This is a genomic window from Streptomyces sp. UC4497 (assembly GCF_054871485.1).
In genome coordinates, this window is the sequence record NZ_JBTYHB010000012.1 from 211,975 (window position 1) to 225,428 (window position 13,454).

Annotated in this window: 11 protein-coding genes; 5 read left to right on the forward strand and 6 right to left on the reverse strand. The window is 71.5% G+C overall.

What is annotated here, in order from left to right; genetic code table 11:
- The first annotated feature begins 81 nt into the window (after window positions 1-81).
- Window positions 82-1,011: a LysR family transcriptional regulator gene (locus tag ACYSUO_RS19465; protein ID WP_461777416.1), complete on the forward strand. Its 930-nt coding sequence runs from the start codon at window positions 82-84 to the stop codon at window positions 1,009-1,011.
- Here ACYSUO_RS19465 and ACYSUO_RS19470 read toward each other — a convergent pair.
- Window positions 989-2,074: a PP2C family protein-serine/threonine phosphatase gene (locus tag ACYSUO_RS19470; RefSeq protein WP_461777417.1), complete on the reverse strand. Its 1,086-nt coding sequence runs from the start codon at window positions 2,072-2,074 to the stop codon at window positions 989-991. The genes ACYSUO_RS19465 and ACYSUO_RS19470 overlap by 23 nt on opposite strands.
- A 248-nt stretch (window positions 2,075-2,322) precedes the next feature.
- On the opposite strand from ACYSUO_RS19470, the gene ACYSUO_RS19475 reads away from it, so the two are divergent.
- Together ACYSUO_RS19475 and ACYSUO_RS19480 are read left to right on the forward strand one after the other, a co-directional pair.
- Window positions 2,323-4,395 (forward strand): ATP-binding protein, encoded by a 2,073-nt coding sequence (locus ACYSUO_RS19475; RefSeq protein WP_461777418.1) that lies wholly within the window; start codon window positions 2,323-2,325, stop codon window positions 4,393-4,395.
- 216 nt (window positions 4,396-4,611) lie between these two features.
- Window positions 4,612-4,959 (forward strand): VOC family protein, encoded by a 348-nt coding sequence (locus tag ACYSUO_RS19480; RefSeq protein WP_461777420.1) that lies wholly within the window; start codon window positions 4,612-4,614, stop codon window positions 4,957-4,959.
- A 4-nt stretch (window positions 4,960-4,963) separates the two neighbouring features.
- Here the strand turns inward: ACYSUO_RS19480 and ACYSUO_RS19485 are convergent, their stop codons facing one another.
- From ACYSUO_RS19485 to leuA, 5 genes are all read right to left on the reverse strand, one after another.
- Window positions 4,964-5,635, reverse strand: a complete 672-nt coding sequence (locus ACYSUO_RS19485) for a response regulator (protein WP_461777421.1) — start codon at window positions 5,633-5,635, stop codon at window positions 4,964-4,966.
- Window positions 5,632-6,882 (reverse strand): sensor histidine kinase, encoded by a 1,251-nt coding sequence (locus tag ACYSUO_RS19490; protein ID WP_461777422.1) that lies wholly within the window; start codon window positions 6,880-6,882, stop codon window positions 5,632-5,634. Before ACYSUO_RS19490 ends, ACYSUO_RS19485 begins: the two co-directional genes overlap by 4 nt.
- Window positions 6,883-6,949: 67 nt before the next feature.
- Window positions 6,950-9,022: an MMPL family transporter gene (locus ACYSUO_RS19495; RefSeq protein ID WP_461777424.1), complete on the reverse strand. Its 2,073-nt coding sequence runs from the start codon at window positions 9,020-9,022 to the stop codon at window positions 6,950-6,952.
- A 154-nt stretch (window positions 9,023-9,176) separates the two neighbouring features.
- Window positions 9,177-9,872, reverse strand: a complete 696-nt coding sequence (locus ACYSUO_RS19500; protein WP_461777425.1) for a tellurite resistance TerB family protein — start codon at window positions 9,870-9,872, stop codon at window positions 9,177-9,179.
- Between the two features lie 187 nt (window positions 9,873-10,059).
- On the reverse strand, window positions 10,060-11,781 hold the full coding sequence (gene leuA, locus ACYSUO_RS19505; RefSeq protein WP_426903717.1) for a 2-isopropylmalate synthase: 1,722 nt from the start codon (window positions 11,779-11,781) through the stop codon (window positions 10,060-10,062).
- A gap of 288 nt (window positions 11,782-12,069) precedes the next feature.
- Here leuA and ACYSUO_RS19510 point away from each other — a divergent pair, with 288 nt between their 5' ends.
- Window positions 12,070-13,155: a M4 family metallopeptidase gene (locus ACYSUO_RS19510; protein WP_461777426.1), complete on the forward strand. Its 1,086-nt coding sequence runs from the start codon at window positions 12,070-12,072 to the stop codon at window positions 13,153-13,155.
- A gap of 25 nt (window positions 13,156-13,180) precedes the next feature.
- Window positions 13,181-13,447 carry a protealysin inhibitor emfourin gene (locus tag ACYSUO_RS19515; protein ID WP_461777427.1) on the forward strand — a complete coding sequence of 89 codons (267 nt, stop codon included), beginning with the start codon at window positions 13,181-13,183 and terminating at the stop codon, window positions 13,445-13,447.
- Window positions 13,448-13,454: the final 7 nt, after the last annotated feature.

Here is a 13,454-nt window from a genome sequence, read left to right on the forward strand (position 1 = left end):
AGACCGTTCGGCGCGCGCCGTACATTCACGTTTCGTGAACGGGACGCGTCACCCGCGCGCGCGTGCGCCTACGCTGGGCGTATGGCGCTTGACCTGCGGCTTCTGTCGTCGTTCCTGGCGGTCGTCGAAGAGGGGCACTTCGGACGGGCCGCGGGGCGGCTCTTTCTGTCGCCGCCCGCCGTGACCCAGCACGTGCGGCGCCTGGAGAACGAGGTCGGCGCGCGGCTGCTCGACCGGACGGCGACCCCTGTCGTGCCGACCGCCGCCGGGGTGCGCCTGGCCGGGCACGCGCGCGTCCTGCTCGCCGCCGCGAACGCCGCGCTCGACGACGTCGCCGAGGTCACCGCCCGGGAACCGGAGACCGGCCGGCCGCTGCGGGTGGGGATCATGGGACACGGCTCTGCCGAGCTGACACCGGCGGCCATCAACGCGTACCGGCGGGCCCGGCCCGACGTGAAGGTCGAGATCCGCCAGCTGAACTTCACCGAGCACGTGACCGCGCTCCTCGAAGACCGGGTCGACGTCGCGTTCGTGCGGCCGAGCCCCGACGACGAACGGGTCGTCGCCGACGTGCTCACCACGGAGCAGCGGATCGTGGTGGTGCACGAGCGGTCGCCGCTGGCCGATGCGCGGGAGAGCGGGGTGGGTGTCGCGGACGTGGCCGACCTGCCGATCTTCCGTGTGCCACGGCACACGCCGCACACCTTCGTCGACTACCTGTACTTCGACGACCGGGCGCGGCGCCGCAGCACCGAGTGCGCGCTCACCCCGCAGGAGGTCCTCACGGGCGTCGTGACCGGACGGGCGGCGGGTTCGGGGCTCCGGTCCTTCGCCCGTTATTACGCGTGGCCGGGCGCGGTGTTCGTGCCGGTGCTCGACGCGCCCTGGGAGAGCAGCTACCTCGCGGTGCGGGCGGGCGACGACAACCCGGAGGTCCGCATCTTCCGCGCGCTGGCGACGGCGCTGGCGAGGGACCTGGGGCCGGTCATCAACGCGCGTCCGTTGCATTAGAGCCCCTGCGGCGATTGAGCTGCCTCCCGTCCCACGGCGGGGCTGGAGGTGCGGAGTGTGCGCCGCTCTCACACAGGACAAGCGCCACGTCGTCCCGCAACGGCCCACCCGTGTGCGCCGTCACCTCCGCGTACAACTGGTCGAGCGCCTCCCACGGCAGGGGCTGGGACAGGGCGCCGGGGGCGCGCTCGAAGAGCGGGAAGTCCCGGCCCTGCGCGTCCCGCGCCTCCACGAGGCCGTCCGTGTAGAGGAGCAGCCGGTCACCGGACTGCAACCAGTACCGGGACTGGGTGGGATCGCAGCCGAGCCCCAGCGGCAGCGAACAGGTCACCGGGGTGAGGACCTTGGGGCGGGCGCCCACCCGTATCGGTGGCGGGTGGCCGCAGTTGACGATCCTGACCTCGCCCGGTGCGAACTCGGCGAACACGGCCGTGACGAAGTCCTCCGGGCCGAGCACGGGGGCGATGCGGGCATCGAGCCGCACGGCGAGCTCCGTGAGGTCCGCCGTGACGTAGGCGAGGTCACGGAACCCGTCGGCGACCGTCGCGTTGACGCACACCGCGTCGAGCCCGTGCCCCCGTACGTCGCCGATGAACACCCTGAGCCCGTACGGGGTGTTGGCCACGGCGTAGACGTCACCACCGACCGTGGCCGAGGCGACCGCGCAGTGGTGGCGTGTGTGCACGTCGATGTCGCCGAACCGCGCGTCGACCGGCCGCAGCAGCGCCGCCTGCGTCACCTGCGCGACCTCGTCGAGCAGCCGCAGCCGGGCCGAACGGGCCGCGGCCCGGCGGGCGATGTGGACCGCGGCGAGGCCGCCGACGAACAGCACGAGGTACTCGACCACGAGCTGCGGACCCGCGCCGACGTGCCGTACGGCGGCCGCCCCGACCGCGAGGGCCACCGCCCACGCGGCCGTGGTGAGCGTGGCCCGCACGCCGAGCCGGGCGCAGGCCAGGAGCGGCCCGATGAGCAGGACCGCGACAGCGGGATGCGCGGGGCGCCAGGCGTCGGCGCAGGCCGCGAGCGCGGCGCACAGGCCGAGCAGGGCGACGCACGGCACGTGGGCTCCCCACCGACTTCGTAACATGTCTCGACCTCGCCGCCCCGCCCTGCCCCGCGTGCGTGAACGGCCCACTATGGCCCAACACAAGGACGGTCACGTTCCGTTGCACCCCATCGGACCAGTGCGGACCGGAACTGATCACTCTCCGTCGCAGTCGGTCCGGTATCCGGAGAAGGGATGTGCCGCAGGCGCTCGACTCGACCGAACCCGGCAGGTCGGCGCGCCGGACGGAGCAAAATGTCACTGTGGAAACTCTGCCCGTCGAGGCCACCCAGTTCATCGGCCGCGAGGCCGAACTCGCGTACCTGGAGCAGGAGCTGAGCGACCATCGGTTGCTCACGCTCACCGGCGTGGGCGGCGTCGGCAAGACGCGGCTCGCAGCCCGCCTGGCCCTGCGCACGGGCCCGCGCCTGGCGGACGCGGTGTGCTTCGTACCGCTCTCCCCGCTGCACGACCCGGCACTGCTCGGCAACGTCCTCCTGGAGGAGCTGCGCCTCGCCGACAACTCGAACGAGGCCGCCACCGACGTCGTCGCCCAGTGGCTCGCCGACAAGCGGGTGCTGCTCGTCCTCGACACGTGCGAGCACCTTCTGGACGACTGCGCCCGCCTGGTCCGCAAGCTGCTCGACGTCGCGCCCGGCCTTCGCGTCCTGGCGACGAGCAGGCAGCCGCTGGGGCTCGCCGACGAGACCCGGTTCATGGTCGCGCCGCTGCCCGTCACGGCCGAGGGCGACGAGGAGCGGCCCGGCGACGCGGTCGCGCTCTTCGCCGACCGGGCCGCGCTCGCCTCCCCCGGCTTCCGGCTCGGGCCCGGCGAGCGGGGCGTCGCCGAGGCCGTCTGCCGGCACCTCGACGGCATCCCGCTGGCGATCGAACTGGCGGCGGCCCGGCTCGCCGAACTCCCCCTGGAGCGGCTCGGCTCCCTGCTCGGCGACCGCCTCGACGCGCTGACCGCGTCGGACGGGCACACCGGACCCCCGCGTCATCGCACACTGCGCGCCACCATCGGCTGGAGCCACGAACTGTGCACGCCGCTCGAACGGCTGCTGTGGGCGCGGCTGTCCGTGTTCAGCGGCGGCTTCGACCCGGCGGGCGCGCGGGCGGTGGGCCGCGGCGGGCCGCTCGGCGAGGACGCGGTGTCCGGGGCGCTCGACGGGCTCGTGGCCAAGTCACTGGTGCGGCGCAGGCCCGGCGGGCGTTACGACATGCTCGACACGGTCCGCGAGTTCGGGGCGTCGTGGCTGGAGCAGCTCGGGCCCGAGGAGGTGACGGGGGCGCGGCGCAGGCACCGGGACTTCCACCTGGAGCTCGCACGGCGCGCGGACGCGGGCTGGATGGGGCGCGAGCAGGAGCAGTGGTACGAGCGCCTCATCACCGACCACCCCAACTTCCGTACGGCGCTCGACTTCTGCCTGGAGACCCGCGACGGACCGGCCGCGCAGCGGCTCTGCGGGCACCTGTGGATCCTCTGGTTCCCCTGCGGGTTCGCCCGCGAGGGCCGGCGGTACGCGGAGGCGGCGCTGGCCCTGTCCGAGCGGCCGGGCCCGGAGCATCCGCTCGCCCTCTGGGCCTGGGGGGTGGCAGCGATGACAGGCGGCGACATGGAGACGGGCCTGAGGGTGTCGGGGCTGTTCCGCGAGCGCATCGGGCCGGATCCGACACCGGGCGAGATGATGGCGGCGGCCTACCTGGAAGGCGTGGCGCTGTGCCTGTCGGGCCGCCTGAGCGAGTCCGCCGTCGTGCTCGACACCGCCCTGGCCACCCCTGCGTACACCGGCCCCTACGATGCGGCCTGGTTCGTGGTGACGGCGTGCCGCTCGGTCGTCCACGTCATGTCGGGCGAGTTCACGGAAGCCGCCCAGGTGGCCGCCAAGCTGGTCGCCGAATGCGACCGGCGCGGCGAGCAGTGGGCGCGCGCCTGGGCCAGCTGGACGGCGGCCCTCGCGGCGAACGGCCAGGACCGTCCCGCCGAGGCCGCGCGGCACGCGCTCACCACCATCGCGGGCAAGTCCCGGTTCCGCGACCGGGTGGGCGTCGGCGTCGCGATCGACGCGCTGGCCGCCTCGCTGAGCACGCTCGGCGATCCCCACCGCGCGGCCCGGCTGCTCGGCATCGGCCAGCGCGTGTGGCAGAGCCTGGGCCGCCCCCAGCTCGGCTCCCCCGACCTGGTGGCCGCCCGGAACAACACCGAGCGCCGCATCCGGGAATCCGTCGGCGACAGCGCGTACGAGTCGCAGTACGCGGCGGGCCTGGAGATGGACACCCCGGACGGCATCGCCTACAGCCTGGCCACGGAAACCGGTGTCGACACCCGGTGACCGCGCCGCTACGCCGCTAGGGCCCTTCTGACGGGTCAGGCTGGACGCGGTCGGCTGTCACGTTCGGTGCCGGCGAGCGGGGTCTGGTGCGTGCAGCTGCAAGGCGGAGGAGGGCGTCAACGCGGAGCGTTGGCAACCGACGACAACGCCGCAGATGCGCGTGCCAGGGCCCGCGACTCCAGCAAGATCCGTCAGAAGGGCCCTAGGCTCGCCCGCATGATCACAGGAGCGCACACCATCCTCTACTCCTCCGACGCGGACGCCGACCGGGCCTTCCTCCGGGACGTGCTCGGCTTCCCGAACGTCGACGCCGGGGGCGGCTGGCTGATCTTCACGGCGCCGCCCTCCGAGATCGCGGTGCATCCGACGGAGGACGCGCCCCGGCACGAGCTGATGCTGATGTGCGACGACGTGGACCGCACGATCACCGAACTCACGGACAAGGGCGTCGAGTTCACGTCCCCCGTCCAGGACATGCGCTGGGGCCGCCTCACGTCCATCCGCCTGCCGGGCGGCGGCGAGGTGGGCCTGTACCAGCCCCTCCACCGGACGGCCCACTCCTGAGCCGTTAACCCGCCGGGGCCACGAGCCCCGACTCGTACGCGGCGATCACCAGCTGCGCCCGGTCCCGCGCCGCCAGCTTGCCCATGATCCGGCTGACGTGGGTCTTCGCGGTGAGCGGGCTGAGCCCCAGCGCCTCGGCGATCTCGGTGTTGTTGAGCCCACGCGCGACGAGCGCGAGCACCTGGCGCTCGCGCTCCGACAGCTGACCGAGAGCGTCCACCGACGACGGCGCGGGCACCTCCGGGGCGCGCAGCACACGGGCGATGAGCCGGGCGGTGGGCCCCGGCGACAGCAGGGCGTCCCCCGCGGCCACGATCCGTATGGCGTCGAGGAGTTCGGCCGGCCTGGTGTCCTTCACGAGAAACCCGGAGGCCCCGGCGCGCAAGGCCTCGACGACGTACTCGTCGGTGTCGTACGTGGTCAGCACCAGCACCTTCACGCCCGCCAGATCCTCATCGGCGGCGAGCAGCCGGGTGGCCTCGATCCCATCGAGCTCGGGCATCCGGACATCCATGACGACAACGTCGGCCCGAGCCTCCCTGGCCAACTCAACAGCTTCCCGCCCGGTCCCGGCCTGCCCCACCACATCCATATCGGCAGCGGACTCCACGAGCATGGCAAACGCGGCCCGCACGAGCGTCTGATCGTCAGCAAGCACCACACGAATGGACGTCACCGGGTCCCCATTTCTAGCCCCTGCGGCGATTGGGTAGCGGGGTCCGGGGCAGCGCCCCGTGGCGTCAACGGCAACGTAGCCCGAACTTCGAACCCACCCGCGGCCCGCGGCCCCGCCTCCACCACACCGCCCACACTCCGCGCCCGCTCCCGCATCCCCACCAACCCGAACCCCGGGACGGCATCCGCATTCACACCCACCCCGTCATCCACCACAGAAACCTCCACCACCCCCGAAGCCGCGCGCAGCGCAACCCGCACCGACAGACCCGCCCCACCGTGCCGCACCGCGTTCGTCAACGCCTCCTGAACGATCCGGTACGCCGCCGCACCCACGGCCGCCGGCACCACGACCGCCTCAAGGTCGCACCGCACCGACGCCCCCGACGCCCGCGCCGCCTCCACCAACTCCGGTATCCCGTCCACCCCCGGCAACGCCCCCCTCGCCTCGTCGGCCGGCGACCGCAACACCTCCAACGTCGCCCGGAGTTCCCCGCGCGCCGCACGGCACGTCTCGGCGATGTCGTCGAGCGCCCCGGCCACGGCGGCCCGGTCGAGCCGATCGGGATCCGCGTTCAGGACATGCGCCGCGACGGCCGTCTGAACGCCGACCAACGTGATGCTGTGCGCCAGCAGATCGTGCAGATCACGCGCCACCCGCAACCGCTCCTCGGCGACCCGCCGCCGCGCCTCCTCCTCCCGCGTCCGCTCCGCCCGCTCAGCCCGTTCGACGATCGAGGCGAGGTACTGCCGGTGCACCCGCACGTACACACCGAGCAGCAGCACGACGACGACCCACCCGGAGATCCTGAGCGCGTCCGTGCCCTCGGCCATACCGGCGCTGAACTTGACCCCGAGCATCAGCCCGATCACGCTCACGCCGACGAGCACCGTACGCCGCGGCCTCCCGGACACGGCGACGGTGAACAGCGCGAACAGCGAGGCGGCCAGCGGCGCCGAGTGGTGGAAGTCCATCGCGTGATATGGCAGGACGAAGGCGATGAGTACGAGGAACGAGCCGAGCGGCGCACTCCGCCGCCAGATCAACGGCACATGCGCACCCAGCAGCAACGCCCAGCCCACAGACGTGAGTTGACGCCCGTCGACGGCGGGCACGGCCAGCGCCACACAGGCGTCGACGAGCGCGAGCCCCGCCGCGAGGAGCGCGTCCTGGCGCCGTACGCGGCCGGGGTCGGGCGGCCCGGCGCGGCGCGCGGGACCGTTCAGGAGAACACGTGGCACATCCACCGCCCCATCCTCGGTGAGGAACGTGCCCCTCCGGCAGGGAGAGGCACGTTCGTTGCGGGTTCCCCGGTCACGGAGCCGGCACGAACTCCCGCTCCGTGGCCGACGGCGGCGCGGCCTCGTCCCGTTTCCGGGACAGCGGCCCCGGCCACCACACCTTCCGGCCGAGCGCGTAGGACGCCGACGTCACGAGGTACGTCCGTACGAGGAAGGTGTCGAGGAGCACCCCGACCGCGATCACGAAGCCCAGCTCGACGAGTTGGACCAGCGGCATGCTGGTGAGCACGGCGAACGTGGCCGCGAGCACCAGGCCCGCCGACGCGATCACCGCCCCGGTCGTCCGCAGCGCGGTGAGCGCCGCCGCCCCGGTGGGCGCCCCGCCGAGCACCTCCTCCCGCATCCGGTGCATCAGGAAGATCCCGTAGTCCACGCCGAGGGCGACGAGGAAGACGAAGGACAGCAGCCCGAGCCCGGGGTCGGTGCCCTCGAAGCCGAACAGCGGCCCGAAGACGAGCCCGCCGATGCCGAGCGCCGCTCCCCACACCGCGACCACGGCGGCGAGCAACAGCAGTGGCGCGACGAGCGAACGCAACAGCGCGATCAGGATCAGCAGCACGGCGCCGAGCACGATCGGCACGACGACGAGCCGGTCGCGGGCGTTGGTGTCCTTCAGGTCGAGCTGCTCGGCGCTCGGCCCGCCGACGTAGGCCCCCTGCCCGTCGAGCCCGTCGCGCAGCGCCTCGATGGTGGCGGTCTCGGCGGCGGTCTGCGGCGCGGCCTTCGCGACCACGTTGATCTCGGTCCAGCCGCCGCCGCTACGCCCGCGTGTCACGTCGGTGACGCCATTGGTGTCGCGCGCGGTGGCGACCGCCCCGGCGGCCTTGCCGGTGGGCGCGATGACGGTGATCGGCTGGCTGCTGGCCTCGGGGTAGGCATCGGCGAGGGTCCGCATCGCGACGACCGAGTCCGGCTTGTCGGTGAAGGAGTCCTCCTGCTTGAGACTGCCGGGCAGCGCGAAGGCCCCCAGCGCGAGCGCCCCGAGCAGCACGGCCCCGACGCCCAGCACGGTGAGCGGCCTGCGCCCCGCCGACGAGCCCATCGCCGTGAACAGCGACCTGCGCTCCTTCGGCCGCGAGCCGAACGCGGGCACCAGCGGCCAGAACACCCGCCGCCCGAGCAGCACGAGCACGGCCGGCAGCAGCGTCAGCATGGCGACGAGCGCGCACAGCACACCGACGGCCCCCAACGGGCCCATCCCGCGACTGGAGTTGAGGTCGGCCGCCAGCAGGCACAGCAGCCCGGCGGCGACGGTCGCGGACGAGGCGAGCACGGCGGGCCCGCAGCCGCGCAGGGCCGCGCGCATGGCGTCGTACGGCCGCTCGAACCTCCGCAGCTCCTCCCGGTACCGGGACACGATGAGCAGCGCGTAGTCGGTCCCCGCGCCGAACACGAGGATCGTCATCACGCCCTGGCTCTGCCCGCTGATCGTGGTCCCGAAGGCCTGGTTGAGGCCGTACGCGACGCCCATCGACAGGAAGTCGGCGACCCCGGCGACGGCGAGCGGCACGAGCCACAGGAACGGGCTGCGATAGATCAGGATCAGCAGCAGCGCGACGACGGCCACGGTGGTGTAGAGCAGCGGCCCGTCGAGCGACTTGTACACCTCGGACGCGTCGGTGGCCACCGCCCCTGGCCCGCCGACGTCGACGCTCATCCCGGCGCCGGTGTCATGGGCGATGTCCCGCACGTCGTTCACGAACGCGTCCCGGGCCTCCTCGTCCTGCCCCGGGGAGGTGCTGGCGACGGGGTACATCACCGTGTCACCGTTCTTGGACGGCACCGCCTCCGGCGCCCGTACGAGACTCAACTCCCGGTCGACCTCTGCCACTTGCGCCGACGCCGCCGCGCGGTCGGCGGAGCCGAGCCCGCCGTCCCGGTGGTACACGAGCACCAACTCGGTGGTCTCGCCGCCCGGCAACCGGTCCTGGATCTTCGCGACCTGCGTCGAGTCGGCGCTCGCGGGCAGGTAGTCGACGGCCCGATTGTGCTGTACGTCGCCGAGCTTGCCGGCGAAGGGCCCCGCGAGGGCGAGCACGACGACCCACAGCGCGAGCACCCCCCAGGGAACCGCGATCCGCCTCATGGGTTGACCCCTCTCTGCCACCGAAATCCGACACATCCAGATTCCGGCCGAGAGGGGTTCGATACGTCGACCGTTGGGCCGAGTTGACGTGTACTGCGCGGGGCGTCAGAGGTCGAGTGCTACTCCCCCGGGAGTACGGCCACGGGGCTCTTGCTCAGCTCGGCGTACGAGCAGCGACAGCCAGAAGCTCTCCGACCTCATCCGTGCACAAGGTCAGAGCCGCACCCACCGTGCCGAGCACATCCCGCTCACCCGCCGAATACACCCCGTCCGCGAGCGCGATCCTCGCCCCCTGGAGCAGGATCGACTCCCGCCCTGCCGGAGCGAGATGCTGCGCGAGCGGATCGAGCGCCTCGTGCAGCTCTATGGCGAGCCCGGCCCCCGTCCCGCACTGCTCCGCGACGCGCCCCGCATCGGTCATCAACGCCTCGACGAGGGCGGCGAGTTGTTCCTCGGAGGTGTCCTCGAACCCGGCGTCCCGCAACGTACCCACCGCACATTCGAGCGCCTGCGGCGACGTGCCACCGCCCGCGAGCACCGCGAGCACCACCGTGTGCACGGCGTCCCGCAGCATCGCCGAGAAGCGGTGCGTGGTGGGGTGGTCGAGCGCGTCCGTGCCGAACCGGCCCTCGCAGGCCGCGCATTCGACGACGGGCCCCGCCTGCCCGCGCGGCACGACGGGAACGCCGAGCAGCACCAACCGTCGCTTCCCGGTCCGCCGTTGGTAGTTGCGATCGCCGCCACAGCCCGGACAGAAGAACTCTCCGTCGCCGACGGTCGTCCATATGGTGTGCACCCCGAATACCCGCGAGAGCCCGGTCAGTCCCATGCGTCCATGATTCGGCAGCACGTCGCACACCTCCCGTCGTGGCGCCGCATCATCGCGGCGTTGGCGTGATGTTAGCCACATTGTTGATGCGGCGTCAGTACCTTGGTCACGCCGAGGTCACGGAACTTCTCGTTCCTGGCCGGGAGACGACGCGGCCCCGGGCACCCACAAAAGGTGCACGGGGCCGGATCACCGCAGCTCAAGTACCTCAGCGGCTCGCGCGGTTCACCGCGGAGACGACCGCCTTCAGCGAAGCACGTGTCGTGTTCGCATCGGTGCCGATGCCCCACAGAACCTTGTCCTCGATGGCGACCTCGATGTACGAGGCGGCGACCGCGGAGGCGCCCTCGCTCATCGTGTGCTCCTGGTAGTCCAGCAGCCGGGCGTCGATGCCGATGCCCTGCAGGGCGTGGAAGAACGCGGAGATCGGTCCGTTGCCGGTACCGACCAGCACCTTCTCCTCGCCGTCCACCTCGGCCTCGACGGTCAGCGTGTCGACGCCGTCCGTGTCGGTCGTGGTCTGGCCCGTCTTGACCTGGATGCGGCCCCACGGGTTGGCCGGGTTCGGCAGGTACTCGTCCTGGAAGACGTTCCAGATGTCCTTCGGCGTGACCTCGCCGCCCTCGGCGTCCGTCTTCTGCTGGATCACCTTGGAGAACTCGACCTGCATACGGCGCGGCAGGTCCAGGTTGTGCCCGTCCTTCAGGACGTACGCGATGCCGCCCTTGCCGGACTGCGAGTTGACGCGGATGACGGCCTCGTAGGAGCGGCCGACGTCCTTCGGGTCGATCGGCAGGTACGGGACGGCCCACTCGATGTCGTCGACGGTGACGCCCTTGGCCTTGGCGTCGGCCTCCATGGCGTCGAAGCCCTTCTTGATGGCGTCCTGGTGGGAGCCGGAGAAGGACGTGTAGACCAGGTCGCCCACGTACGGGTGGCGCGGGTGGACCTCCATCTGGTTGCAGTACTCCCACGTACGACGGATCTCGTCGATGTCGGAGAAGTCGATCTGCGGGTCGACGCCCTGCGAGAACAGGTTCATGCCCAGGGTGACCAGGTCGACGTTGCCGGTGCGCTCGCCCTGTCCGAACAGGCAGCCCTCGACGCGGTCGCCGCCCGCCATCACGCCCAGCTCGGCGGCGGCGACGGCGGTGCCGCGGTCGTTGTGCGGGTGGATGGACAGGCACACGTACTCGCGGCGCGACAGGTTGCGGGACATCCACTCGAAGCGGTCCGCGTGCGTGGACGGCGTCGAACGCTCCACGGTGGCGGGCAGGTTGAGGATGATCTCGCGGTCCGGGCCCGGCTGGTAGACGTCCATGACGGCCTCGCAGACCTCCAGGGCGAACTCCAGCTCGGTGTCCGTGAAGATCTCGGGGCTGTACTGGTAGCCGAACTTCGTCTCCGGGCCCAGCAGCTTCTCCGCGTACTCCATGACCAGGCGCGTGCCGTCGACGGCGATCTGCTTGATCTGTTCCTTGGAGCCGCGGAAGACGACACGGCGGAAGACCGGCGCCGTGGCGTTGTACAGGTGCACCGTGGCGTTCTTGGCGCCCTTCAGGGACTCCACGGTCCGCTCGATCAGGTCCTCACGGGCCTGGGTCAGTACGGAGATCGTGACGTCGTCCGGGATGGCGGCCGGGTCCTCGATGATCGAGCGTACGAAGTCGAAGTCCGTCTGCCCCGACGCGGGGAAGCCGACCTCGATCTCCTTGTAGCCCATCTTGACCAGCAGGTCGAACATAGCGCGCTTGCGGGCCGGCGACATCGGGTCGATCAGCGCCTGGTTGCCGTCGCGCAGGTCCGTGGAGAGCCAGCGGGGGGCGGTGGTGATCCGCTTGCCGGGCCACGTGCGGTCCGGGATGTCGACCTGGTCGTACTGGCCGTACTTGTGGATCGGCATGCTGCTGGGCTGCTGACGGTTTGCCATGATGCGTGGGCTCCTCGGAGGTGGCCTTGAAGGCGGCCGACGGCGCAACACCAAACTCCGCGGGGAGGGAGCCGGCCTTGTCTACAGGCCCTCGCCGCGGCAGCTAAGGAGAAGCAGCCCGAAACGCATGATGCACCGCACCTTAGTCGAGTACCGCCGGACGCGAAGACCCGTATCAGTATGCGGGACCACGGACAGGTAACGGGTAAGAGGTGATCAATACCTCTATTTCGCTAATCATGGTGGCAGGTAGTGACAGCGGCATCACCCGGTGCCAGATTGCCTCGCATGACCGCAAATCCAACGGGGAACCCACAGGGGTTCGAGCCCGTGTTCTGCACCATCGTGCCGCCCCACGTCCTCGACAAGGCCGCTCAGGCCGAGGACTCCGCGATCGCCGCCAAGGCCCGCCGCTCCCTCGAGCGGGACGCCTTCGAGCGCACGCACCGCCGGATGACGACCGTCATCGGCGCGCCCTCCGTCGCCCCGCCCGCGGGCCTGGAGGGCCAGAAGCCGCACCGCACCATCTACGACGCCCGGCACCGCACGGAGCTGCCGGGGCGGAAGGTGCGCGGCGAGGGGGACAAGCCGGGCAAGGACGCGACCGTCAACCGCGCGTACGCGGGGCTCGGCGCGACGTTCGAGCTGTTCCTGGAGAAGTTCTCCCGGCACTCGATCGACGGCAGCGGTCTGCCGTTGAACGCGACGGTGCACTACGCCGAGGAGTACAACAACGCGTTCTGGAACGGCGAGCAGATGGTGTTCGGCGACGGTGACGGCGAGATCTTCCTCGACTTCACCATCCCCGTCGACGTCATCGGCCACGAGCTGGCCCACGGCGTCACGCAGTACACGGCGAACCTGACGTACTTCGGTCAGCCGGGCGCGCTCAACGAGTCGATGTCCGACGTCTTCGGCTCCCTGATCAAGCAGTACACGCTGGGCCAGACCGCCTCCGAGGCCGACTGGCTGATCGGCGCGGGCCTGCTGGCGCCGCGCGTCACGGGTGTCGCCCTGCGCTCCATGAAGGCCCCGGGGACCGCCTACGACGACGATGTCCTCGGCAAGGACCCGCAGCCCGCCGACATGGACCACTTCGTGAAGACGGGCCGCGACAACGGCGGCGTGCACATCAACTCCGGCATCCCCAACCACGCGTTCTACATCCTGGCCGAGGCGCTCGGCGGGCACGCGTGGGAGCGGGCGGGCCAGATCTGGTACGACACGCTCACCGCCGGCGAGCTCGCGCAGGACTGCCTCTTCGTCGACTTCGCCAAGGCGACGCTGAAGGCCGCGAAGGCCCGCTACAACGAGGGCGAGGAGTACCAGTCGGTGCTCAAGGCCTGGGAACAGGTCGGCGTTCCTACCCAGTAGGCGCCGGTAGGAGTAGACAGGACCCATGCGTATTCACGTCTCACGCACGGGCGGGTTCGCCGGCATCGACCGGCACGCCGAGGTGGACACGGCGGGCCGGTCCGATGCCCACGAGTGGCACGCCCTGGCCGAGAAGGCGGTGGCCTCCGGCCGGAGCACGCCGCCGATAGGGGTACCCGACGGCTTCAGCTACACGATCACGGTCGACGACACGACCGTGTACTGCGCGGACCCCCGCCTCTCGGAGGAACAACGCAGGCTGATCTCACGTGTGCTGAAGGAGGGCGCTTAATCACGCG